General features: G+C 41.1%; 27 protein-coding genes and 1 rRNA gene. 13 read left to right on the plus strand and 15 right to left on the minus strand.

Annotated features, from left to right (window positions below; genetic code table 11):
• The first annotated feature begins 241 nt into the window (after positions 1-241).
• Both rrf and FTV03_RS02720 read left to right on the plus strand, forming a co-directional pair.
• Positions 242-356, plus strand: a 5S ribosomal RNA gene (gene rrf, locus FTV03_RS02715).
• Between the two features lie 99 nt (positions 357-455).
• Positions 456-851 carry a hypothetical protein gene (locus FTV03_RS02720; protein ID WP_180008967.1) on the plus strand — a complete coding sequence of 132 codons (396 nt, stop codon included), beginning with the start codon at positions 456-458 and terminating at the stop codon, positions 849-851.
• Between the two features lie 12 nt (positions 852-863).
• On the opposite strand, the gene FTV03_RS02725 is transcribed toward FTV03_RS02720, so the two are convergent.
• Positions 864-2,243, minus strand: coding sequence for a dihydrolipoyl dehydrogenase (locus FTV03_RS02725; protein ID WP_180039837.1), 1,380 nt, complete (start codon positions 2,241-2,243; stop codon positions 864-866).
• A gap of 160 nt (positions 2,244-2,403) precedes the next feature.
• On the opposite strand from FTV03_RS02725, the gene FTV03_RS02730 reads away from it, so the two are divergent.
• A complete protein-coding gene (locus tag FTV03_RS02730) occupies positions 2,404-3,861 on the plus strand; it encodes an Ig-like domain-containing protein (RefSeq protein ID WP_180039839.1) in 1,458 nt (485 codons plus the stop codon).
• A 138-nt stretch (positions 3,862-3,999) separates the two neighbouring features.
• Here the strand turns inward: FTV03_RS02730 and FTV03_RS02735 are convergent, their stop codons facing one another.
• Positions 4,000-4,422, minus strand: a complete 423-nt coding sequence (locus tag FTV03_RS02735) for a beta-lactamase hydrolase domain-containing protein (RefSeq protein ID WP_096902418.1) — start codon at positions 4,420-4,422, stop codon at positions 4,000-4,002.
• Entirely contained in the window at positions 4,415-4,750 is a 336-nt protein-coding gene (locus tag FTV03_RS02740; RefSeq protein WP_180039841.1) for a TIGR01244 family sulfur transferase, read from the minus strand. Before FTV03_RS02740 ends, FTV03_RS02735 begins: the two co-directional genes overlap by 8 nt.
• Positions 4,751-4,874: 124 nt before the next feature.
• Here FTV03_RS02740 and FTV03_RS02745 point away from each other — a divergent pair, with 124 nt between their 5' ends.
• The 3 genes from FTV03_RS02745 to FTV03_RS02755 are packed head-to-tail and all read left to right on the plus strand — an operon-like array spanning position 4,875 to position 6,644.
• Positions 4,875-5,771, plus strand: coding sequence for an alpha/beta hydrolase (locus FTV03_RS02745; RefSeq protein ID WP_168378709.1), 897 nt, complete (start codon positions 4,875-4,877; stop codon positions 5,769-5,771).
• Positions 5,772-6,203 (plus strand): thioredoxin TrxC, encoded by a 432-nt coding sequence (gene trxC / locus FTV03_RS02750; RefSeq protein ID WP_078191319.1) that lies wholly within the window; start codon positions 5,772-5,774, stop codon positions 6,201-6,203.
• Positions 6,204-6,224: 21 nt separating this feature from the next.
• Positions 6,225-6,644: an acyl-CoA thioesterase gene (locus FTV03_RS02755; protein WP_078191328.1), complete on the plus strand. Its 420-nt coding sequence runs from the start codon at positions 6,225-6,227 to the stop codon at positions 6,642-6,644.
• Between the two features lie 66 nt (positions 6,645-6,710).
• Here FTV03_RS02755 and FTV03_RS02760 read toward each other — a convergent pair whose 3' ends face one another.
• The 3 genes from FTV03_RS02760 to FTV03_RS02770 all read right to left on the minus strand — a co-directional run bounded on the left by FTV03_RS02760 (position 6,711) and on the right by FTV03_RS02770 (position 8,363).
• Positions 6,711-7,211: an ester cyclase gene (locus FTV03_RS02760; RefSeq protein WP_180004621.1), complete on the minus strand. Its 501-nt coding sequence runs from the start codon at positions 7,209-7,211 to the stop codon at positions 6,711-6,713.
• Between the two features lie 132 nt (positions 7,212-7,343).
• Positions 7,344-7,847 carry a DUF4442 domain-containing protein gene (locus tag FTV03_RS02765; RefSeq protein WP_180012065.1) on the minus strand — a complete coding sequence of 168 codons (504 nt, stop codon included), beginning with the start codon at positions 7,845-7,847 and terminating at the stop codon, positions 7,344-7,346.
• Between the two features lie 27 nt (positions 7,848-7,874).
• On the minus strand, positions 7,875-8,363 hold the full coding sequence (locus tag FTV03_RS02770; protein ID WP_180039843.1) for a YajQ family cyclic di-GMP-binding protein: 489 nt from the start codon (positions 8,361-8,363) through the stop codon (positions 7,875-7,877).
• 92 nt (positions 8,364-8,455) lie between these two features.
• On the opposite strand from FTV03_RS02770, the gene FTV03_RS02775 reads away from it, so the two are divergent.
• On the plus strand, positions 8,456-8,770 hold the full coding sequence (locus tag FTV03_RS02775) for a rhodanese-like domain-containing protein (RefSeq protein WP_078194202.1): 315 nt from the start codon (positions 8,456-8,458) through the stop codon (positions 8,768-8,770).
• A 44-nt stretch (positions 8,771-8,814) separates the two neighbouring features.
• Here the strand turns inward: FTV03_RS02775 and mnmC are convergent, their stop codons facing one another.
• Genes mnmC through FTV03_RS02795 form a run of 4 tightly spaced genes read right to left on the minus strand, consistent with a single transcriptional unit; the run spans position 8,815 to position 12,262 of the window.
• Positions 8,815-10,761: an FAD-dependent 5-carboxymethylaminomethyl-2-thiouridine(34) oxidoreductase MnmC gene (mnmC, locus tag FTV03_RS02780; protein ID WP_180039845.1), complete on the minus strand. Its 1,947-nt coding sequence runs from the start codon at positions 10,759-10,761 to the stop codon at positions 8,815-8,817.
• A 37-nt stretch (positions 10,762-10,798) separates the two neighbouring features.
• Positions 10,799-11,314 carry a hypothetical protein gene (locus FTV03_RS02785; RefSeq protein WP_180039847.1) on the minus strand — a complete coding sequence of 172 codons (516 nt, stop codon included), beginning with the start codon at positions 11,312-11,314 and terminating at the stop codon, positions 10,799-10,801.
• 5 nt (positions 11,315-11,319) lie between these two features.
• The gene (locus tag FTV03_RS02790) at positions 11,320-11,622 is read right to left on the minus strand and encodes a YciI family protein (protein ID WP_078191312.1); all 303 of its coding nucleotides are present in this window, start codon (positions 11,620-11,622) and stop codon (positions 11,320-11,322) included.
• 28 nt (positions 11,623-11,650) lie between these two features.
• The gene (locus FTV03_RS02795) at positions 11,651-12,262 is read right to left on the minus strand and encodes an inner membrane-spanning protein YciB (RefSeq protein WP_078191311.1); all 612 of its coding nucleotides are present in this window, start codon (positions 12,260-12,262) and stop codon (positions 11,651-11,653) included.
• A 44-nt stretch (positions 12,263-12,306) separates the two neighbouring features.
• On the opposite strand from FTV03_RS02795, the gene FTV03_RS02800 reads away from it, so the two are divergent.
• The gene (locus FTV03_RS02800; protein ID WP_180039849.1) at positions 12,307-13,164 is read left to right on the plus strand and encodes a PHP domain-containing protein; all 858 of its coding nucleotides are present in this window, start codon (positions 12,307-12,309) and stop codon (positions 13,162-13,164) included.
• On the opposite strand, the gene FTV03_RS02805 is transcribed toward FTV03_RS02800, so the two are convergent.
• The 3 genes from FTV03_RS02805 to radC form a co-directional block, all read right to left on the minus strand.
• Positions 13,151-14,200, minus strand: coding sequence for a hypothetical protein (locus FTV03_RS02805; RefSeq protein ID WP_180039851.1), 1,050 nt, complete (start codon positions 14,198-14,200; stop codon positions 13,151-13,153). The two genes, FTV03_RS02800 and FTV03_RS02805, sit on opposite strands and share 14 nt — an antisense overlap.
• A 77-nt stretch (positions 14,201-14,277) precedes the next feature.
• Complete coding sequence (locus FTV03_RS02810; protein WP_078191309.1) at positions 14,278-15,189, minus strand: bestrophin family protein; 912 nt, start codon at positions 15,187-15,189, stop codon at positions 14,278-14,280.
• Between the two features lie 75 nt (positions 15,190-15,264).
• Positions 15,265-15,966: a DNA repair protein RadC gene (gene radC, locus FTV03_RS02815; protein WP_168378714.1), complete on the minus strand. Its 702-nt coding sequence runs from the start codon at positions 15,964-15,966 to the stop codon at positions 15,265-15,267.
• Between the two features lie 112 nt (positions 15,967-16,078).
• Here radC and coaBC point away from each other — a divergent pair, with 112 nt between their 5' ends.
• Both coaBC and FTV03_RS02825 read left to right on the plus strand, forming a co-directional pair.
• On the plus strand, positions 16,079-17,350 hold the full coding sequence (coaBC, locus tag FTV03_RS02820) for a bifunctional phosphopantothenoylcysteine decarboxylase/phosphopantothenate--cysteine ligase CoaBC (RefSeq protein ID WP_078191307.1): 1,272 nt from the start codon (positions 16,079-16,081) through the stop codon (positions 17,348-17,350).
• A 392-nt stretch (positions 17,351-17,742) separates the two neighbouring features.
• Positions 17,743-18,261, plus strand: coding sequence for an Asp-tRNA(Asn)/Glu-tRNA(Gln) amidotransferase subunit GatC (locus tag FTV03_RS02825; RefSeq protein WP_180026766.1), 519 nt, complete (start codon positions 17,743-17,745; stop codon positions 18,259-18,261).
• 118 nt (positions 18,262-18,379) lie between these two features.
• On the opposite strand, the gene dusA is transcribed toward FTV03_RS02825, so the two are convergent.
• The gene (dusA, locus tag FTV03_RS02830; protein ID WP_111885441.1) at positions 18,380-19,411 is read right to left on the minus strand and encodes a tRNA dihydrouridine(20/20a) synthase DusA; all 1,032 of its coding nucleotides are present in this window, start codon (positions 19,409-19,411) and stop codon (positions 18,380-18,382) included.
• Between the two features lie 284 nt (positions 19,412-19,695).
• Here dusA and FTV03_RS02835 point away from each other — a divergent pair, with 284 nt between their 5' ends.
• From FTV03_RS02835 to FTV03_RS02845, 3 genes are all read left to right on the plus strand, one after another.
• On the plus strand, positions 19,696-21,111 hold the full coding sequence (locus tag FTV03_RS02835; protein WP_180039853.1) for a methylenetetrahydrofolate reductase C-terminal domain-containing protein: 1,416 nt from the start codon (positions 19,696-19,698) through the stop codon (positions 21,109-21,111).
• 194 nt (positions 21,112-21,305) lie between these two features.
• A complete protein-coding gene (locus FTV03_RS02840; protein ID WP_180039894.1) occupies positions 21,306-21,716 on the plus strand; it encodes a hypothetical protein in 411 nt (136 codons plus the stop codon).
• Between the two features lie 97 nt (positions 21,717-21,813).
• The gene (locus tag FTV03_RS02845) at positions 21,814-22,458 is read left to right on the plus strand and encodes a HEPN domain-containing protein (protein WP_180022580.1); all 645 of its coding nucleotides are present in this window, start codon (positions 21,814-21,816) and stop codon (positions 22,456-22,458) included.
• Between the two features lie 52 nt (positions 22,459-22,510).
• Here the strand turns inward: FTV03_RS02845 and FTV03_RS02850 are convergent, their stop codons facing one another.
• Entirely contained in the window at positions 22,511-23,707 is a 1,197-nt protein-coding gene (locus FTV03_RS02850) for an MFS transporter (RefSeq protein WP_180004611.1), read from the minus strand.
• Between the last annotated feature and the right edge of the window lie 101 nt (positions 23,708-23,808).

Raw genomic sequence — 23,808 nt, forward strand, 5'->3', positions numbered from 1 at the left:
ACGCATGAAGCTGACCAATACTAATTGCTCGTGAGGCTTGACTATACAACACCCAAACAGTTGTATATATAGCATCAATTGATTCACTTATAATCAAAGCAACTTGATTTAGTTGAAAAGCTAGATAAAATGAACACCTTAAATTAACTCAAGTACTTCTGTTAATAACTCATTTGGTAGAAAACTTAGCACGAAGAGCACTGCTCTGAGATTAGACTAAGCAAGTATCCATAACAGTTGTGCTGGCGACAATAGCAAGAGTGAACCACCTGATCCCTTCCCGAACTCAGAAGTGAAACCTCTTAGCGCTGATGGTAGTGTGGGGTTACCCATGTGAGAGTAAGTCATCGCCAGCTCATTATTCCAAAAGCCCTCTGCAAATAGCAGGGGGCTTTTTTTATGCTTGGGAAAAAGATATAGTCTGAAATCATTCATAAAATAATTATAAACTCTTGATGTACAGAAAATTTTATCCGAACTACTTACTGTTAAATTTAGTCTTATCGCTGATTCTGATCGGTGTGGTCATGTATCCACAGCATTTGTTATTTAATTATTGGGTTGCAGGTTTGCATTGGTTTATAGGTATTGTGCTGATGCATATTTTGATTATTCGATTGCCTATTTTTAAGCAGTTTTATATCAATCGAAATAAATTGAAAAATGTGGTAATTCAAACATCAAAATATAATCAGGCAGAACATAAAGCTGCGCGTGTGATGTCAGCATTGGTGGTCTTTGTAGTGGTTTGTTTGGTTTTATATGGATTGAATCTGACTCAATTTTATATCGAATATGCTTTTATCGCAGGGTTTTCTGCAGGGAATATGAGTGGTTACTATACTCCCTGAGACATTTATAGACTAAGCTTGATTGAGCTGTCGTCTCGCATGTTTCAGTGCTGTTCTTAACCCTTCTTCTAAAGTTGGATGATAGAAAGGTTTATCCAAAATTTCATGTATGCTTAGTTCTTCTGAAATCATCCAAGCTAGCAAATGTGCTAAATGTTCAGCTTCTGCACAGAATAGCTCAGCTCCTAATAGTGTATGGTTAATTGTATCCACATATACTTCGGCAGCCCCTTTATTTTTAGCAGCAACAATCGCACGACCTTGTTTTTCGTAAGAAACGAAACCAATGACGAATTCTGTGTTTTTATCTTGTAGTTGCTTATAGCTTTGACCAATAGTTGCCATTTGTGGTGTAGAAAATAAGATGCCTAGTGGGGTTAACGTCTTGATGGATTTAATTTGTGGAAAGTTTAAACAGTTTTGTACTGTAAATTTACCTTCATGAGCTGCTTCGTGTTGGATAGGGGTATTGGTATGTGCATCACCGACTATAAAAATTGGATAATCAGCTAGTTGCTTTGTATCCGGATTGATCGGTAAATTTTTAATATCTTTAAATTCTGCACTTATACGTTCTAAACCTAAGGTATTTAATAATGTACGTCTGCCAGTTGCAGCTAAAACATAGTCAACTTGTAGCGACTTTTGTACGTTTTCTTCAGTATAGGTTAAATGAACTAGATTGCCTTCAAGAGAGTAATGTTCAGGTAAAATTTCAAACTTTAGCTTTAATTCTTTACTTAACTCTTCCTGTGCGAGCTTTTGTAATATGGGGCTAGTCAATGAGCCAATTTTTCGACTACGTGCAAAAACGGTTGTGTTTATATTAAGCCGTGTTAAAGCCTGAGCTAATTCCAAAGCGATCACGCCACTTCCAATAACTGCGACAGATTTAGGGAGTTGTTCTAATTCGAATATTTGATCGGATGTAATTAATTTGTCGCCTAATATTTGTTTTTGTTCAGTATCTATAGCAGGAGTAGTACCTACTGCAAGGATAAATGACTTGGCTTGATATGTTTGGTTATTTACTTGAATTGTATTTGAATCAATAAATTCAGCTTTACCTGAAATTTTATGTTGGCTTGGCCAATTTTCAACATCTTTTAACGTGGCTCGTGTAAAACGATTACGTAAGGTTTGAACATGTTGCATGACGCTAGAGGTATCAATTTCACTTTTGACATCTAGTCCTAAATTATCTGAATGTCCTATTTCGTACATACGGTTGGCAGTAGAGATAAGTATTTTACTGGGCATACAACCTACGCGTGCACAGGTAGTATCCCAAGGCCCATCATTAATGATAAGAAGATTTTGTGTTTTTTTAATCGCTTCTTTATAGGCGCTAATGCCTGCGGTGCCTGCACCAATAATAATGAGGTCGTACATTTGTGAGCTACTTCAGGTAATAAATAAATTCAGGCTAACACGAACAAAACATTTATCATGCTTTTATTTACATAAAGCAGTAACTATGGTTACATATCTGACAATATTAATTATGTATTTGATTAACTCGTAGTTTTAGAGGGATTTGGGGAATAACTCAATGAAAAAGAAAGAAATTAGTTTGAAATTTTCGGCTGTGGCTTTAGCGGTTCTATTGGCTAGCTGTGGTGGCGGTGGTTATTATGATAACAATGCTGCTGATACTGATAAAATTGAAGATAGTGAGACTGTTGAGCAAGCTGTTGTTGCGTCTGCATTAAAAATTGAATTAGACAAATTGTCTATGGCTGCGACAAATGGTCAACTTACTGTTACGGTTAGAGCCCTTGATGAAAACAAAGGGGGAGTACCAGATGCTAATATTACTTTAATGATTGTTGATTCAACGAATAATGTTAGTAATTTAAGTGTAGCTGTGCAAAAAACTAATGAATCTGGAAATGCTGTATATGTATTAGCGACTCCAAGTACGTCGACAACATTGACTGATTTGATTAAAAATGGTTTTAAAATTATAGCTAAAACAAATAACGGTGCATTAAGCCAAGAACAAACAATTTCTGTCACAGGTGCTGATACTAACAATGGTTCTGATACTACAAGTATTGTTCTGTTTGATGCGACTAAAACTTCACTCAATGTTCGAGGGGATCAAACAAAAGTAACTTTAACGGCTGTTGATGCTAATGGAGCTACTTTATCTAATCAAGCTATATCATTAAAAGTCAAAAATTCGTCTCTAAATGGCGTCAAGTTCACACCAAATGCTACTCAAACAGATAGCAATGGGAAAATTACGTATACGCTATCTTTCAGTGAATCGCAAAGAGTGAAAGATTATAGTGCAGAGCAGTTCATCAAAGATGATTTAGTGCTAGAAGCTAATTTTGGTCAATCAACTCAAGTTTATACATATAAATTAGATGTAGTAAGCTCTACTGTTCCTAAGCCTGTTGGTGCTATTTCTGTTTTGTATAATCCAACAAAAATTGAAGACTCAGCATCAGGTGTTTACTATTACAAAAATATTTCTGTACATGTAACTGATGTTGATGGGAAACCTTTACCAAATCAAGATGTGGTAATGGGAGTTAATGCTTTAAGTTATAACAAAGGGAATTATAATTTTTTTGATACAGATCTTCCCCCAGATGGTAAGGTTGATAAGTATCTTCCTGATGTAATAACACAATGTTTTTCTCCAATTACAAAAGTAAACATTGATGGTAAGCAAATTGATCAATTACAGCCTGTGAAGCAAGGACAGACAGTTCAGGTTGTTTCTTTTATTAATGCAGAGGATCAACCCGCTACTGATAATAAATATACAACAGATGCAAATGGACGCTTTGATTTAAAAATTCAATATCCTAAAATTTATGCAGGATATTTAAATATTCAAATTCTTGCGAACTCGATTGTGAGTGGTAAATCAATAAATGGTTCTACTAGTCTTGGCTTAAGCTACTTAATCAGTGATGTAGATATTGAAAATGGTATTGCACCAAATTTGGAAAGTCCGTATGGAACATCGTTAAATTGTTCTGATGGGGAATAATAAAAAAAACAGCGCTTCGGCGCTGTTTTTTTATGGGGAATTTAATTTAAAAATTAGAGCGAAGTCCCCACAGTCGGGCGCACTTGCATCGAACTACACGCAGTGAGAACCAAGACACATATTACTGCCAATAAAATTTTATTCATGCAACAAACCTTGAGATTTTGCCTGATGAAATAACGTACTAGAACGAGCGCCACTACGACAAATCATCAGAATGGGTTTTGGAAGCTCATTATAATATTTAGCGAATTCAAGAATGTCTGTTTGAGAAATTTTACCGCTGTTGACAGGTTGATAAATCACACTGATCTGGGATTTTTCCGCGATATTGCGTAATTCACTCACCTTGACTGCATTACCCATCTCTTGATCAGGGCGGTTCACAATCACAGATTTAAAACCTTGCCGCATCAACTGTGAAAATTTGGCAGCATTCATCTGACCTGCAACACTGACTTTGGTATTTAAAGTCTGAACATCGTTTTGAGCGTGACTCAGCGGGATACTGCTACAGATCAGAATACAGCAAAATACATACTTGAGGATGGGTTTAGTCATCCAACAAATCCATTTGTTTTGCCAACTGGAATAAGTTGTTTGAGCGGTTACCCGTACGGCAGAACATCAACACAGGTTTTGGCAATTCGTTATAGTGATTGGCAAAAGTACGCAGATCGACTTCAGTAATTTGACCAGACACCACAGGTTGATAGACATAATCTAAGCCTGCTGCACGTGCAGCTTCTTCAATTTGCGCACTGGTTGGTTGCTCAGGACCACCTTCCATGTCAGGGCGGTTATTGATAATCGATTTAAAGCCTTTTTCAACCACTTGCGCTACATGTTCTGGGCCGATTTGACCTGCAAAACCAACATTTTCGCTCATTGAGTCACTCCATAATTTAATTCATAGATTTATGCTTTATGATAGCATTAAGCACAAACTTGAGCAGAATGTTCTTAAATTTTTATAAGCGATTACAACCATAAAATAACGCAATGGAGCGCGTATGCACGCCTATACAGTCGAACCACTGTATGTCAAAAGCGGACAAGATGTTATAGCTGCTGACTTTTATCGTCCAAAATCTGTTGAAAAACCTGCAGTCATTCTCATGGCGCATGGTTTGGCTGCATTACGCCAATTTAAATTAGTGCAATATGCCAAGCGCTTTGTACAAGCGGGTTATGCTGTCGTGTTGTTTGATTATCGCTATTGGGGTGGCAGTACAGGGCGTCCGAGAGAGTTGGTGAATCTTAAAGCTCAACTTGAAGATTGGCGGACCATGATTGATCATTTACAGCAGCGTAAATCGATTGATTCGAGACGCATTGTATTATGGGGAACATCGCTGAGTGGTGGTTATGTACTCAGTTTGGCGGCAGAGCTTAAAAATATTAAAGCGGTGATGGTACAAGTCCCATTTGTCGACGGCGCTGAAAGTGCAAAATTATATCCCTTACAGCAATTACCCAAAGCGTTAAAATTATCAAGTCAGGACTATATGGGGTCTAAAGTTGGGATGAGTCCAACGACTTTACCCGTAGTTCATCCACATCGATTGTGTTTTTTACAGTCTGAAGATAGTTATGCGGGCTATTTATCGATTGTCAATCCTGATTTTTATTGGAGTGGCGAAATTCCGGCTCGGGCCTTTTTTAAGTTAATCCGTTATCGCCCAATATTGGATGTCCGTAAAATTAGCATACCAGTACTTTTTATTGCAGCCAAAGAAGATAGTTTGATTCCCATCGAATCAAGCCGAGAAACTGCGACCAATATTGCACCGTATGTGCAATATTATGAGTGGGAAATGCAACATTTTGATATTTATCATGGGCAATGGTTTGAAAAAGCCATGGCAACCCAATTAGAATTTTTACATCAACATGTTGGAGTCAGCTAAATGATCGTTGTGTGTCCTGAATGTGGTGCAAAAAACCGTGTACCTGAAGAAAAACTCGAAGTTGGACCTGCATGTGGTCAATGTCATCAAGCATTGATTCCATTGGCGCCCATCGAGTTGAATGAAAAGAACTTTGCAAATTTTATTAGCAATAGTGATTTACCTGTGCTGATCGATTTATGGGCTGAATGGTGTGGACCATGTAAGATGATGGCGCCACACTTTGCACAAGTTGCAAAATCTAATCCGAAGGTGGTTTTTGCCAAAATTGATACCGAAGCAAACCCTCGATTGAGCGGTGCATTTAATGTTCGTAGTATTCCTACACTGGTTTTGATGAATAAAACCAACGAAATTGCTAGAATAAGTGGTGCAATGCGTGCTGGTGAGTTACAACAATGGCTCAACCAGCAGTTAAATCTACCTCAATAAATGTCAGCGCCAGGAGCTAAAGTGTCAGAAACTCATGTAAAACCTGAAGGAACGCTTTCCCTACAAACCATCGCGATGCCTGCAGACACCAACTGGAGTGGTGATGTTTTCGGTGGTTGGATCGTGTCACAAATGGACTTGGCCGGTGCAATTCACGCAGAGCGTTTCAGTCAAGGACGCTGTGCAACGATTTCAATTAACCAAATGACCTTCCTCGTTCCAGTGAAAGTCGGGGATGTCATCAGTGTATATACCAAAATTTTAAAAGTGGGTAATACCTCTATCCAAATGCAGATTGAAGTTTGGGATAGCCATGACAGCTCACGTGATCCAATTCGCGTAACCGAAGGTGTGTTTACATTTGTCGCTGTGGATGTGAAAGGTGCTAAGCGTCAAATTCCTGCGGATGCAAAAGCTAAATTTGCTGCAGATCAAGCTTAATTAAAGTTAGACGCAAAAAAAAAGCCGCTCAATCGAGTGGCTTTTTTATTAATCACGAATTAAAACTTAGAACATTGTATTTGAATTGGCACTGGTTTCAGGAATGCTTTGTTGCACATCCCAATGTTCGACGATCTTGCCATTTTCAACACGGAAGATATCAATAATCGCTTCTCCACGGTCTTGATTATTCTGCGTAGAGTGCACATGTAAATAGACCAAATCACCTTCGGCAGCGGCACGTTTGATCTGGTTTTTTGCTTCAGGATTTTGTTTAAAATACTGGATGAAATAATCGACAAAAGGCGCTTTGCCATCAGGTACATGCGGATTATGTTGAATATATTGATTGCCAATATATCGGTCAGCATATGTCTTAACCTGATGTTTAAGAAAGACACCTTCATAAAAATCAATCACGATTTTCTTATTTTCCGCTGCTTGGCTGGTTTGAATATTGCTTTCAGCTGTTTGTGTTGGAGTCGTTGGCGTTGCAGGAATAGTACTTTGACATGCAGTTAAAAACACCACCAGGCTGATGAGTGAAAGGGGAATGATTTTTTTCATAAAGTGCTCAATATATTTGTGTCGTGCAAGCATATTGAGCGGAATTACGGCGTATAAATAATAAAAAACAGTCTTGATTTTGCTGAAATTTGGTAAAACTTATACTTACCTAAAAGTAAGTTTTATTTACATTTATTTATTTTTCAGAGCGGATTTTGCCACCCAAGCCCAAAGCATTTCGCATTGAATCGGTGCTTCACCAGATTCATCGGTGACTAAGACCTGTACTAAGGTTTCACCTTTTTCTGTGCTTTGCATTTGTCGTTGCTGTTCGGGTGTAAGCGTTGCAATCGCTTTCATCCCACCTTGGGTTGGACGTTTAAAATCAACTTTGAAGCTTTTAATCAGGACAATGGCACTGTCTGGGACGTTCATTGCTGTGACAAAACCTGTGGCTGTTTCGGCGATCAGCGCCATGGCACAGGCATGTACTTGCCCGATATGGTTTTGCATCGCCTTATGATTGGCGATGCTCACCTCAACACGCTCAGGGCTGACATGTTGATATTGGATCTTAGCTGTTCCAACCATGGGCACGACACGACCAAAAGCTCGACTGAGCAAACGACTTTGAATACCTTTGGGTAATTTAGAGCTTGCTTTAACCAGTTTATTTAGACGATTTGGACGTGCCATATTGACCTCAATGGCAGTTGTGCTGCCTTAATCTTTAAAGTTGTTGAATTGAAGCGGCACACCAAACAGTTGCTCTTTTAAGAACGCCATCACTTGTTGCAAAGTGTCACGCTTCTTGTCAGTCACACGAATTTTGTCGCCTTGAATAGAAGATTGCACTTTAATGCCGCTTTCTTTAATGGCTTTATTGATTTTTTTTGCAGTATCAGAGTCAAGACCGTCTTTTAGTTTGATCACTTGAATGACGTTTTTACCAGAAGCTGTCATTTTTTGTGGATCCAATGCTTGAATGTCAACTTTACGTTTGAAGAAATGATTTTCGAGCATGGTATACACTTGCTCACATTGGAAATCGCTTTCTGTTGAGATTTTGATTTCCTTATTTTTCTCATTTAACTCAATTGAAACGTCATGACCGCGGAAGTCAAAACGCGTCGCAATTTCTTTTTGCGTGTTTTGAACTGCATGATTTACTTCAAAAACTTCTAATTCCGAAACAATATCAAAAGAAGGCATAGATTAAACCTTTACAAAGGGAAAGAATATCTGAGATGCTAGGGATGTTTTCTTCATTTGCCAAGTGTTGTTTACATCAAAAGGAGTGTGCAATGATCCGTAAACAAGAAATTACAACATTTGAGTTCCCAGAAGACTCGATTATCTGGGATGTTCGCGATGCAAGTGCTTATGCTGAAGCACATGTGAAAGGTGCGGTTAACCGACCGATCAACGCATTGTCATCAGATGCACTGACTCAGGTGTCAACGGATCAACCCATTTACATTTTATGTGGTGGCGGAAGTAAAGCTCCACGTGCAGCAGAGTTACTAGAGGGTTTTGACAGCTCACGTGAATATGTAATCTTAATGGGCGGCACGCGTGCTGCTCGTGATGCCGGTCTTCCTTTGGAACAAGGGAAATAAGATCGAATCAAAAAAAGCGCCGAAAGGCGCTTTTTTACTGCGCGTTATTTTTCTTGAGGTGGTGCTAAGGGCACCTGACCTTGAAAATAAGGCTTCTTGGTTTTTTGTTTCGCTTTGGTGCGGCGTATAAAACGTGCTGCATGAATTTTATCGAGTAGCTGTGTTGGAATAGGGCAGGCTTCTTTTAAGACCAACGCGGCAATGATTTCACTACAGAGCGGGGCATACAGGAAACCTTTAGAACCGAGTCCACTACAGCTATAAATGTGCTGATCTTCATGGACTGCACCAATTACCGGGAAAAAGTCTTTTGTCTGTGCGCGAATTGCGGCACGTCCTTGCCATTGCTCAATCGGTGCTAAGGTTTTGGCAAAGTCGGGGAATACACTGTGGATAAGTTCATAGTTATGCACATGATCTTCAGTGAGAACGTCTGTGTCATCACGGCCGGGATAAAATGACGCGCCCATAATCATCTGTTCGGAATCCAGTTGCATACAATAGCCTCCATAACTATAGGCGGTATGCATATCCATTTGTTGAGCAGGATTATTCAACCAACTGACTTGTCCACGAATGGCACGCAGCTCTGGATAATCTGTTTGTAGCTGCATGCTCTCACGTGCCGCACAGAGAATGACATGCTCGGCAGATGGAAGCTGCTGATCCTGTGTAAATAGCGCAACGCCATTTTGTTGTTGCTCAATGCGTTGAATATCTGCTTGTAACAACTCAATGTGTGGATGCGCCAAGATTTGGTCACGAAGCTGATGTGGACTGACGGCACCTGCTTGTTTGAGGAGCAGGGTTGGAAATGCTGAAGCTAATTGATTTGGCGTGCCTTCTTCAGCAGCTAACACCTCTGAAGGATAAGCTTGAGCTAAATCAAGATGCTCTGCTTTATTTTTTAAAATAGATTGGTGAATCTGTAAGGGCCGAAATGCCTTGAAGTTTTGATAATGCTTGAGCGCATATAACCAACTTAGGGTCATTAGATGTTCAGCGCTTTGTTCAATTGGACAGAGTTTAGGGTTGAGTAGGGCAAGAGGATTACCCGACCCACCGCTGAGTGGTGCTGATTTCTCGTAAATACGCACTTGATGCCCACGTTGAGCAAATGCCCACGCACAGCTTAAACCAGCGATGCCAGCGCCAATAATCGCGATTTGACGGGGCTTGTGTCCTAGAGCGATTTCAGGATTTTTTTTTTCGTCTAAAGTGGGTATGTCAGCAGCATTGGATTGATCATCTGAACTTTCAGGTGAGAGCCAAAAGGCTTTGAGCATTTCACGTTTATGTGCAAAGCCACGTGGTCGTGTAATAGTAATGCCATGTTCACGTAAGCCGCGTTTGAGTACACCGGCCACACTAAATGAGGCGAAGGTCGTCCCAATGTCCGATAGACGCACGATATTTTTGAGTACGTTTTCTTCCCACATGTCAGGATTACAGGCAGGTGCAAAACCGTCCAAGAACCATGCATTGACTGTAGCAGTTTTTGCCATGACCGGAAAAACGTCGTGTGCATCGCCTAACCAAAGATCAATCGAAAAACGTTCTTCTGGAAAATTGAGTCGATGACATCCCGCAATAGGTTCAGGATATTGCGCAATCAGTTGCTGTGCCAATGGCTGTAATTCAGGCCATGCATTTAATGCACGAATGAGATCTGCTTTAGATAAAGGGAATTTTTCTACAGAAATAGCATGTAGATGACTGTGATTATTTGGACGAACCTGTTGCCATAATTGCCACAGGGCCAAAATATTTAATCCTGTACCAAAACCTGTTTCACCGACACTGAAATATTCAAAATCAGTCAGAGCCGCGAGGCGAGTGTCGAGGTCATTCCCTTTTAAAAACACATGACGTGTTTCGAGCAGACCGTTGTCCTTCGAAAAATACACATCACCAAACTGTTTAGACACTGGAATATCAATGCCATCGATCATTTGCCAATCGAGATCGGCAGTCTGAATTGCACCTGACAAAACTCAAGCAACCTTTAAATTGAAGTAGAAAAACGAATTACCATTGACGACGACGTTTGGTATAGACGTAACTGGCCAATAAAAAACCTAAAATCACGCCAACACCGAGTGTGGTCCCGCCATATAAAAACATCTGCGCGCTACGTTCACTTTGTAGCACTTGTACTTGTACGCCCAAGCTATCATTTTTAAGTTGTAATTCTTGGTTTTGCGCCAAGGCTTCAAGGTTTGCTTTTTCCAACTGTTGTAAGCGTACAGATTGGTCTTTGACCATCGCTTTAACTTTGGCATCTTGCAGTGCTTTATTTTTTGCCAATTGCTCAATGGTCAATGGATTGGCATCTTGAGGTTGACCATTGGGATTGACGGTTGCCGCCACTTTAATGATGCCCGGTTTATTGGCAGGAATGTTATGCGGCACAGGATTGGGAGGAGGTGTTGCAGTCGTTGCTTGAGCAGCAGGGGCTACAGCAGGTGCAGGAGCCGGTTCTTCAGCCCATGCAGTTGAACAAATTAAAGATAAGCCCAATAAACTAGAAACAACGACGCGCATGAACCTTATCCTTTAGGAAATGCTTTGTTAAATGGTTTGACATCAATTTGGCCATAAACCCCTTCTTTGAGGAAAGGTTCATCTGCCAACCATTGGTCTAGGGCTTCACGACTATCAAAATCGACAATGATCGTACTGCCATAAAAACCAGCTTGCGGGTTTGCCGGATCTTTAGGCATCGCACCTGCAACAATCAGACGACCTTCATCATCAAGTTTTTGTAGACGTTCAAGATGTTGAGGACGAACCGCAAGGCGCTTTTCCACTGTACCTTCATTATCTGTACAGCTTACGACGAATAATGGCATGACTTTTCCTGATTTTTGACCGAATGGATTATTCTGAGGTCTTAAAGTATTTACGTAATACAATAAACTGAATAATGATAAAGGAAAACATCACGATCATGTCACCAAAAGCAGTGAATTCACCCCAATATTTTCCGTCTGCAAACAAATAAGCGAAAAAGGTGTGTAAACATGACATCACCACGAACATTGCAGCCCATGCATAGTTCAATCGTTTCCAACCGACAGCGGTTAAATTTAAGACTGGACCAAATAAACGTTCGATGAGTGGTTTCTTATCTTTACTAAATAGTGGAGAAAGTAAAAACGCGCCAGCAAATACCAAGTTTAGTAAAACGGCTTTTAAACGAATATAAAAATCATCGCTTAGCATCAGGGTAATACCACCAAAAATCACGGTCATGAACAACACAATCCATTGTTGTTTATCTAGACGGAATTTTTGCATGACAAACAATGCACCATAAACCACAAGCATGGAAATGATGAGACCTGATGTTGCCACAAGAATGTTATTGTTATCGACACCCCCAGCAGAACCAATCAATTGTAATAATGGGTGCTGCGTATCTTTTGGATCTACAGTTTTATATAAATAAAAGAAAATAATGAGTGGCACAAAGTCTAAAAGTGCTTTCATGTTAGAGTATCTAAATCTGATCAAATAAATGACATAGTATAGAGATGCAAGGCGTAGATTTACATACACACAGTAATATTTCTGATGGTACTTTGTCACCAGAGGCTTTGGTGCAGGCCGCAAGTGCTATTGGAATTCATACGCTGGCTTTGACTGATCACGATACGATGGACGGATTGTTGGCAGCAGAGCAGGTCGCGCATGAATTAAAGCTGCAATTAATCTCTGGCGTGGAGATTTCCAGCCAGTGGTCGAGACCTGCGACCAAAAAAAGTTATGGTGTGCATATCGTCGCTTTAAATATGCAAAATCCTGCGCCCATACAAGCCTTATTGATGGATCAAAAGCGTATTCGAGCGGAACGTGCTCGGCAGATTTGTGACTTACTGATACCGTTAATTGGTCAAGATATTTATAGCGATGTGGTTGCCAAAGTCGACCATATTCCAGATCGGGTTACACGTACCCATATTGCCAAAACTTTGGTGGAAAAGGGTGTGGTTGCGCGTCCACAACAAGCTTTTGATAAATATATTAAAGAAGGCAAAAAAGCCTTTGTAAAATTTGAAGGTCCGAGTCTTGCTGAAACCATTGAGGTGATTCATGCCAGTGGTGGCTTTGCGGTGTTGGCGCATCCAACGCGTTATGATTTATCTGCGACCAATATTCGTTATTTGATTGAAATCTTTGCTGAAGCGGGCGGTGATGCAGTGGAATTACCACCGGCAATTGAGCCATTATCGACTCGTCAAATGGTGGATCGTATGATTGCTGCCTTTAACTTAAAAGTTTCTGTTGGCAGTGATTTTCATGGCGACAATATGCCATGGATTAAACTCGGCAATATTCCTCGAGTGAAAGAGGGGCAAGTTGGAATCTGGGACAGTTTTAAGTCACATTGACATCAGGATCTTCGATAAAAGGTGAAGTTCGATAATGCTGAATGTTACGGTAAAGCAGATAGAGGCAGCCCACGGCAACGCATGCCCAGAACCATGCCTTGAACAAAAACGCGATGATAAAAACACTGATGGCGATTATGCACAACAGTAGACGTGTCACGCGTTGAGGATGCCTCTTGGTCAGCAAGGCAGATTGCATGGTAGGTTGATGTTTAAAATTGCGATAAGGAATAAAATCAATGGCGCTTGAGAGTGCCAATTCGAGTTTATCAAAATGCCGTGCCTGTGAACTGATACGATAGCTCTGCCCATAACTGGTTTTCAGTTTGAGGAGATAACCGGGTTGATCTTCTTCACGAACGGCATGAATTTCCGATAAATAAGGTAAATCCAACGTAAGCCGTGTTGGAATCTGCTCAAAATAGATATTCCCCGTATAGGGCATGGCAAAGTAGTTTTTCATTTGATGAAAATCATCAAGCTGATCATGCGCATATAACTGCACGATGGTGCGCGTACGTGCCAAATAATGCACCCAAATCTGTTGCCCAATGAGGGCAGAATTCAATTGCACATGAATGTTTAAAAACAAAGTACTCGCAAAGACTTGATGGAGATCGACGCTAAACCATTTCGCCTCTTCAAGTTCATTGAGCTTTAAGAGCAATTGTTGCTGTTTGCCTTGCCACCAATGTTCACGCACCTCTCGATAATCCACAATCACAGCATCTGAACTGCGTAAGGCGTGTTCTTTTAAATCCAAAGCCAATTTGGGATCAATCAAATGCTGTTGAATCCAAAATGGAAATTTGATTCTTTGCGATTTGTCACGAAATATACTGATGACCAATAGAGCACTCATCAGGAATAAGAATTGCCAATTGCTTTGCCATGATGTGAATAATATGCCTTGCCATGCTAGGAGTAATGCGATGCTAAACAGCAACACAACGAACATGAAAATCACAGCAAGCGCTTTGCAAGGATGCAGAATCGGTTGTGGCTTATAAGTGAAAATCCGTTTTTTTATTTTCATGATTTTTCATTATTATGGGTGTTGTATGGATCATGGATCTGAATGCGATCCGTGCATTCAGGCGAAACGCATACCAATTATAATAAATTATGATCTTTGGCTTGAATCGGTGGTGGGGTGGGTTTTCCTAGAGTTCCTAGAAGTTCAATTTCAATAGTTCGTACCATAGAGTCCAATGGAAGGTCATTACTCTGTGTGCCGAAGGGCTCTTCAATCTCTGAACTCAGTGCATCTAAGCCTAAAAAAGTATAAGCTAAAATCCCGACCAAAAGGGGGGTCGCAAGACCTAAAGTAGAACCCAAGCTAAAGGGTAAGACAAAACAGAAAAAATAAACAGTTCGATTCAGCAAGACCGAATAAGCAAACGGTAATGGCGTAGTGGCAATACGGTCACAGCCGGTTTGTACGGTGCTGAGCTCCATCACATGCTGATTCATCTGGGTATAAATAATATCTGAAATTTCACCATCTTTAAGCGCTTGCATCAGCTCCCATTGAATCAAACTCAACGTGTACTGCGGTGCATTGGCTTGTTGGTATAGTTGGGTGATGGCATTCGCGCTCATGCCGCTGGTTTCAACCAGTTCTGTGGGATTGGCAGTTTGATGGCGGAGTCGGTCACGTAAAACGTTGGCAAAGACGATCACATGTTGAATCACACGTTCACGACGGCCTTGACTGAGTAAACGGCAGTCACGGTCAAAATGTCGCGCGTTGGCAATCAAAATGCCCCACAAACGCCGAGCTTCCCACCAACGGTCATAGCAGGCTGAGTTTTTAAAGCCCAAGAAAATCGACAGCACAACACCGATCAGGGTAAAGCCGACCAAAGGAAATTCGGTAAAATGGAAGATATCGACATAGGATAAGCCGCCCACAATGGCAGACAGCAACATAACGATCCCGAGCGGCGGTAAAACCTTAGGTAAAATCGTTCCTCGCCAAGAAAATAGCAGTTTAAAAATACTCGGTTGGTCACGGACGATCATGTTCGAATGATAATTTCTAGTTTTAAAAAATTATGATGATCTTCGGGTTTGCTCAAGCACTTGTCAATAACTGTTTCACGCAGATGAGTGTGCTTGGAGCAAGCCATGTTCAGCAAAGGAAAAGCTCCCTTCTGTTGAGATAATACAATGATCGATCAGTCGAATTTCCACCAGCTGACAAGCCTGCTGAATGAGTCGAGTCAATTCAAGATCGGCAGCAGAAGGTTCTGCACGACCGAAAGGATGATTATGTGCAATGACAATACTGCTGGCATGTTCAGAAATGACATAACGCAGCAGTTGATTGATGGAAATTTCACAGGTATTGAGGCTGCCATAAAAAAGTTTTTTAAAGTTTATTTTTCTTAAATGCGCATCTAGACAAAGCACGCCAAAGACTTCTTGACGTTCCGATAAAAATTCAAAGCGAAGAAAGTTTTGCAATTGTTCAGAATGTTGCAAGTGTAAGGCTTCATTTTGAAAATGTTGACTCACATAGCGTTTACCGAGTTCTTTTACCGCCATGAGCTGCGCATATTTACTGTTTCCAATGCCATGAAACTGGCGTAAATCCTCAAGTGACGCATCCATCAGCGCTTGCAACTGACCAAAATGTTGGATCAGGAGTCGTGCGAGTTCGACAGCAGAGTGCTGCTGGGAACCAGAGCGTAGGAAAATAGCCAGTAGTTCAGCATCGGATAAACTTTGTGCGCCTTGATGAATCAGGCGCTCACGTGGGCGCTCTTGTTCAGGCCAATTTTTAATTGAATTATTCATTATTCTTAGACTTTTTTATTATCAGTCAATCGGCTTTTTCACAGCAGATTGTTGGGTCAGTGCATATTTAATGCTATTGTGAGCGCCACTGCAACAGATAGGTAGCCTGTTCGTGAGCTTTGATTTAAGTGTAATGCCCACAAAAAATATTCTTTTAGGTGTCACTGGTGGTATCGCAGCCTATAAAAGTGCCATTCTTGTCCGTCGGTTAAAAGATGCCGGATTTGATGTGCGCGTGGTGATGACTCAAGGTGCGCAAGCCTTTGTGACCCCGCTAACGTTTCAGGCGCTTTCAGGCAACCCTGTGCATACCGAATTACTCAATCCCGAAGCAGAAGCGGGCATGGGGCATATTGAATTGGCACGTTGGGCTGATTTGGTATTGGTTGCTCCTGCAAGTTGTGACACGCTGGCAAAATTTGCGGCGGGTTTAGCAGATGACCTTCTTTCGACACTTTATCTTGCGACTAAAGCACCCGTCTGGGTTGCCCCTGCGATGAATCAGCAAATGTGGGCAGCCAAAGCGACACAGCGTAATTTAAATACACTGGTTGAAGATGGCGTACATGTGATCATGCCCGATGCCGGTTCTCAAGCGTGTGGAGATGTGGGCTTAGGACGTATGCCTGAGCCTGAAGATTTGGCGGATCAAGTAACGGCCTATTTTCATCAAGCACAGCGAGCTATTGCTGAAAAATTTGGCATGCTTGCAGGCAAACATGTGGCGATTACAGCTGGTCCTACACGTGAGTCGATAGATCCTGTACGTTATATTTCCAACCACAGCACAGGTAAAATGGGGTTCGCACTGGCAGCGGCTTGTTATGCAGCTGGGGCTAAAGTAACGCTGATCGCAGGACCTGTCAGTTTAGATACACCAAATGGTGTACGACGGATTAATGTGCAGTCTGCAATTAAAATGTTAGAGACCAGTCTGCAAATGTTAGATGAAGGCTGTGATATTTTTATCGCAACAGCAGCTGTTGCCGATTATCGCGTGGCAGAAGTTGCAGAGCATAAAATCAAAAAAGCTGGCGATGAACTCAATGTGGCTTTAATTAAAAATCCAGATATCGTTGCAACGATTGCGCAGCAGTCAAAACGTCCATTTATGGTTGGATTTGCTGCCGAGACACGCAATGTCGAAGAGTATGCTGCCGGCAAACTTGTGGCAAAAAAACTCGATATGATTGCGTGCAATGATGTTTCACGTAAAGACATTGGTTTTGCTTCAGACGAAAATGCCATGACCGTGTTCTTCGCAGATCAATATCAAATGGAAAAGCGTGATTTAGAGAAAGCCTCAAAACAAGAAATTGCACAGCAATTGGTGGAAGCCATACATGATGCGCTACATCATGAGCCTGAAACGGACGATGAATAATTTCAGTTGATTCCTTAAAAATCCCCGCAATGTTTGGGGATTTTTTTTATGGCGCTTTTACGATGTTTTGTTTAAGGCTCTATATTGGATAAATTACGATGGGTTCAGTTTCATGTTGAAAATTTGAAGGCTAGGAAACCACTACCAAAATGGTCATTTTCAACAAAAATATGTCAGCAAAAGACCAAGGCTGTCAGTGTTTTAAAACATCAAAAATGCAATTTAAGTGATTGATATCAAAATTAAATATAAAATTGAGAAATCTTGATAATTTGGCTTGTACTGTGTGTTTTATTGGCTATTATGAAGCAAACAATGAGGAATGTTTGGATCGCAATCTGTGATCGGTCCGACTTTTTCATCAAGAATAAATGCATCATGGGGGATGCAATATGTTTCGATGGCTCACCATTTTTTTACTGTTGAGTTTGGCTGGTTGTAGTTATTTTGTCTCGACAGATGAATTATCTCGGCAGATTGAGCAGCAGATGCAGCACGAGTTTGATCAGAATCCAGATTATCGGCAGTACCATTTACGGATTCAAAATATAAAAGTGTTAGAGCGTAAGGGATTAAGCTTTAAGGCTCAGGCGACATTGCAATACGATGGTCAGCCTTATACAGTTTTGGTCGATATTTACAAAGACCTGCAAGGTTATGCATGGAAAATAGATGAAGAACAATTTGCCTTCATTGACGAAGCTGAAATTGCAAAATATCAGGCGCAGTTAGATCAAGAGTTGAATCATTTGGTTGAGGAATTGGAACAGCCAACCGAGGAGGTTGAGCCTGTTACATCGGCGCCTGAGAGCTATGTGGGTTTGCGTGAGGAAGAAGATCCATCAGATTATCAATGGACTGGCTATGATGAGCCTTTTCCCAAGGGGAACATTACGGTCAATAGTCATTGAGCAATGATGTGACTGTTTAGATGATTTAGCTGAGTTGTGACGATGTTGCCAAACACGTACTTGGTGAGGCATGACGAATAAAAAAGCCCGCAAAATAGCGGGCTTTTACTTTATAGGATTAATCTTCTAAAACGACTTTAGGATGATCACGTAAATAGTCTTCTGTACGTTGCATTGCATCTTTAATATTTTGGATGGCATTTTCCACATCGGCAAAGGTTTTGGCATTGCCACCACTTAAAGCCTGACGCCATTTTCGAGCACCCGGTAGGTTTTGGAATAAACCTAAAATATGACGGGTAATGATAGAAAGCGGTGCACCTTCTTCCATGCGTTTCGCAATATATGGCAGCATCTGATCAATAATATCGAAACGGTTGGGTAATTCGAGATCCCAAAGCTGACCGATCTCAGCCAATAAGTACGGGTTGTGATAAGCCTCACGGCCAATCATCACGCCATCAACATGTTGTAAATGTTGCTGTGTTTCAGCAAAGGTTTTCACCCCGCCATTAATTTCGATCAATAAATTTGGACGTTCTTGTTTCAGACGATAAACATCTTCATAACGTAAAGGTGGCACATCACGGTTTTCTTTTGGCGACAAACCTTGCAGCAGGGCAATACGGGCATGCACGATAAAATTGTCACAGCCAGTCTTTGCCACGGTATCAACAAAATGCAGCATTTCTTCATAAGACTGCATGTCATCAATCCCGATGCGGTGTTTTACGGTCACTGGAATATCAACAGCATTTCGCATTTCAGCAATACATTCAGCCACCAAATCAGGCTCTGCCATCAAGCATGCACCAATTTTATTGTTCTGAACGCGGTCACTCGGACAGCCGACATTGAGGTTTACTTCATCATAGCCCCAGTCCTGTGCCATCTTGGTACAGGTCGCTAAATCTTTGGGATTTGAACCACCAAGCTGTAACACAATCGGGTGTTCTTCGTTGTTATAGTCCAAATGACGATTCGCACCGCCAAATAATATCGCACCTGTGGTGACCATCTCGGTGTAGAGAATCACATTAGGGTTAAACAAGCGTGCAAAGAAACGATAGTCACGAGTCGTCCAATCCATCATCGGCGCAACACTGATTCGTGGTTGAAGTTTATTTTCAATGGGTTGGAGATCAGTCATTAAAAAAACACGCCTTAAAAGAACAAGATGGAAGAACGAAATGGAAAATGGTGAAGAAATACCAAAAGCTGTCTGAAATACGATGAAAAAAACCGCATTTCAAGACGCGCGCAATATTAGCATAAATTGTGGTTTGGGGCATGGTCTTGCTAGCGTGACATATTCAAGGTCAGGCTAGAAAAAGTCGGAAGTGTGGCTTAAGTAATTTAAATTTTTATGTGATTAATCTATAATTTTATAAACTTTATTGTATGGTTTCTCAGCAGATTTAACTGCCTGCCTTTATGTCTTTATTTTCCCAATATCTATTGCAACGCCAGTTTTGTATCTCGTTTGAATATCTAACGACGCAAAAAACGCATCTGGTCCCAACGACATTTGCAGGCTTTCCTGTGTGCATGACATTGGCTGACCGAGTACAAAGTGACACGGATATTGCTCCTTTAGAAGCAATGCAAGACTACCCTCAAAGCATTGAAAAAATTCTGCATTATTCGGGGAAAGGCCGAGATATCTCAGATTTTCAGACTTTTCTAAATGCTGCTCAGCAGCACGGGGTAGAGAATTTACTTTTGCTCAGTGGTGATAAACTCAAGCAGCATCAGGATGGGGCAAATGATCCGACTCTACGGAGCCGTTATTTAGAGTCGGTCAATCAAGTCATGGCAGCCAAAGACTATGGCGGGTTTTATTTAGGGGTAGCATTTAATCCTTTTAAATATGCAGAAGCAGAAAAGGATGCGCAGTATTTTAAACTGAATAAAAAAATTCAAGCTGGCGCTGACTATGTGATTACACAGTTGGGCTTTGACATGGATGTGTTGAGCAGTTACCAACGCTATATGCAGCAATATTATCCACGTGTGCCTGTATTGGCTTGTGTCATGCCGCTGACATTTGCCCGTGCCCGCTTTATGGCCAAGCAAAAAGTCGCAGGCATCGTGCTTTCAGCAGATGTATTAAATTTTTTGCAACAAGAACAGCAAACTGACGCCATACAAGCTGAACAAAATGTCTATGCACGCTGCGCTTTACAAATTTTAATGTGTCAGCATTTGGGCTATGCAGGGGTTCATTTATCAGCTTGCCATAAAGTGGAAGAGCAAGAGAAGTTGCAAAAAGCAATTTTGCAATTTGCCACATTAACGTTTGAACAGTGTTTAGCAAAATGGAAAATGCTTTGGCGCTCTAGTGTAGATGTGAACTTCCACCCGACGGGCGCAAATAACCATAAAGCTCCAGTTGAACAAGTTTTGAAATATAAAAGTATGCATGTCATGCATGAGTTATTTTTTAGTTCAAAACTGGCCAAAGGGGTGGGATCTTATATTTTTGCGGCCAAATTATGGCAAAAACCGAAAGCTGATGCAGCCTTGCTGAAAACAGAATTTATCAGTAAACATGGCATCGTGGGCTGTGAAAGTTGCGGACAATGTCGTTTAGGTGAAACCTTGTATATTTGCCCAGAAACCTGCCCCAAAGGATTAGCCAATGGACCCTGTGGTGGCTCCAACCTTGACCGCTGTGAGTTTGAAGACCGTGAGTGTATACACTCGGTCAAAGCGCGGTTGGCGAAAGCCGTGGGTCAAGAAAAAATGCTGAAGCAAGAGCTCATCCCTACCGTTGCAATTGAAACTCGCCATAGTAGCTCTTGGAAAAACTGGTTTGTTCCACCGAATTCGTCACCAACAGAACATTAATTCACTTAAAGCATTATTCAGTCTGAAACCTTCATAAATGTGAATCTTTCAAGCGCTAATCATTCTAAAAATCAGACGAATAGTCGTATAAAAAAATGAAAAAGATGAAAGAAACAATTAAGATCAACAGCAGATGAAAATCAAAAATCAAAAATCAAAAATAGAAATTTGAAGAATTTGGGGAATACCACATGATGAAAAAGACCTGCTTAGGAATAGCTTTAGTTTTCACATTGTCAGGCACAACAGGCTGTTCAGTTGTCATGGCAAGTAAGCAGCCAAACAAGAAAAATACCGAAATGATTCAACACGGCCTGTCTCGTAACTTGGTGATTGCTGAATTTGGCGCACCGATCACCTCTGAATATAAAAATGGCAAACGCCATGAAATTTATACTTTTACCCAAGGTTATTCGACTGCCAGTAAAGTGGGGCGTGCGTTTTGGCATGGTGCGGCAGATGTGGTGACTGTGGGTTTATGGGAGCTTTTCGGAACACCTGCCGAATCCGTTTTTAACGGGAAGAAAATGTCTTATGAATTAATTTTTGATGAAAATGATCAGTTAGAACGTTATACCTATCTCACACAAGATGAGACCAAATAGTTGAATACAGAGATATTTTTATTGCATGCAGGTAAACAATTGCGCTAAGTTCAAATGGTAGAAAAATAAATGAATTATCCATTGGAATTTAGCAGGCATGATGCTACTTGAAGAAATATTTAAAAGTAAAAAGTCGGAACATACCGACCAATTTAATTTACGCATTCATCGAGGGTTAAGTTGGCTGAAAAAGTCGATTGATCTTCAAGATGACCTCGATTTGCAATTTATCAGTTTGTGGGTGTCCTTCAACGCAATATACGCGCAAGACTTACAGATTGCGCAGGACAAGCAAAGCTTAAGGCAGTTTTTATATGTGATTTGCCAAAAGGATGCAGAGCATAAAATCTATAATATTTTATGGGAGCGTTTTAGTCAGCCGATACGGTTGTTTTTAGATAATCCCTATGTTTATCAGGGCTTTTGGGATTATCAAAATCAAAAAATTAGCCATGACGCATGCAAAGAGGGCTTGGCGCATGAAAAACAGAAAGTACTGCACGCGCTTAAAGAAAAAGATTCCGTTGATATTTTAATGGTGCTGTTCAATCGCATGTATACGCTACGCAATCAAATGGTTCATGGCGGCGCGACCTATAAAAGTTCGGTCAATCGGAAACAGCTTCAAGACGGCTGCACAATACTGTTGGCACTCTTACCGGTGTTTATGGTGATTCTTTTGGAAAATGCAGAAACCTTGGATTTAGGCAAACCCTTTTATCCCGTGGTGCAGGTCAGTTAATTTGCAAAAATAAAGCCACTTATTGTGGCTTTAGAGCAATGATCCATACATTTCATTGTGGATATTTCAGTTGCCGTGCAGTATAGAGTTGATCGATTAATACGAAAAATCCAGCAGCAATTACTAAAGCAATCCCTGTCATGCAGGTGGTGGTCCAGCCACCATGATGCCATGCAAACACGCCCAAAGCTGAACCACATGCACCACCGACAAAATAAAACGTCATGTAAATTGAATTGATTCGAGAGCGTGCAATCGGGTTGAGTTGGAAGATAATATTTTGATTACAGCTATGTACCATAGCCAAACCGAGGTTGATTAAACCATAGCCCAAAATATAAAAGGCGAGGGAGCTTCCACCCAAATATAGCAGTCCCCAACTGAGGGCCAAGATGCTGCAACCGAGCCAAGTTAATTTTCGGTTGAAACCCAAATCCGCCCAACGCCCAATCCACTGTGTCGATAGGGCACCAAATACACCAACTAAAGTCACAACACCGACCCAAACATCGGCCAATTGAAAAGGTGGCTCAGTCAGTAACATGGCAATGGTGGAAAACAGCATACTCATCGCGGCAAAGACACAGCCTCCAATTAGAGAACGGAAAATTAACCGTGGCTCATGTTTGAGTAATGCGCCCATTGACTGGAAAACTTGGCTGTAGGGCATCCGTGTGATGCTGACCACGGGCAGACGTTTTTTGAGTAAGAGTGCTAATACCAACATCAAGAGCGCACTGAGGATGTAAATCGATTTCCAATGAAACAGATAGGACAATAAGCCAGAGAGACTGGTCGATAACAGAATGCCGACCAATAACCCACTCATTAAAAAGCCAACAACTGCCCCAATTTTTTCAGGTCGTATCGCAACAGTGACCAAAGGGATAAGAACCTGAGCAGCCACTGAAAATAGCCCCGTGATAATGGTTCCTGCCCAAAGCATGTATAGATTGGTCGAAAAAGCACAGAGGGCTAAACCGACAGTCGCACCAAGCATGAGTAATGGAATAAATTTGGCTTTATTCACAATATCGCCAATCGGCACAATAAACAGTAGACCCAAAGCATAAGAAATTTGCGCAAAGGTGACGGTTAGCGCAACTTCAGATTGTGGAATTTGAAAGCTCTGTTGGATAGAAGCCACTAAAGGTTGGCAATAATAATTGGCACCCGCACATAAACCACATGCAGCAGCCATAAGCCACAACAGGGTTTTATCATGGCTAATGTCGATCGAGGCTTTCATAAATTGTCCAGATATTGGGCGGAAGCGTATGCAAAGAATTTGCTGCCACGCTGTTGTGGTCACTATAAGGAAAATCAAACCGGTCTTAAAGTGTTTCTCTG

Source organism: Acinetobacter sp. YH12218, assembly GCF_013417925.1.
GTDB classification, from domain to species: Bacteria; Pseudomonadota; Gammaproteobacteria; order Pseudomonadales; family Moraxellaceae; genus Acinetobacter; species Acinetobacter amyesii.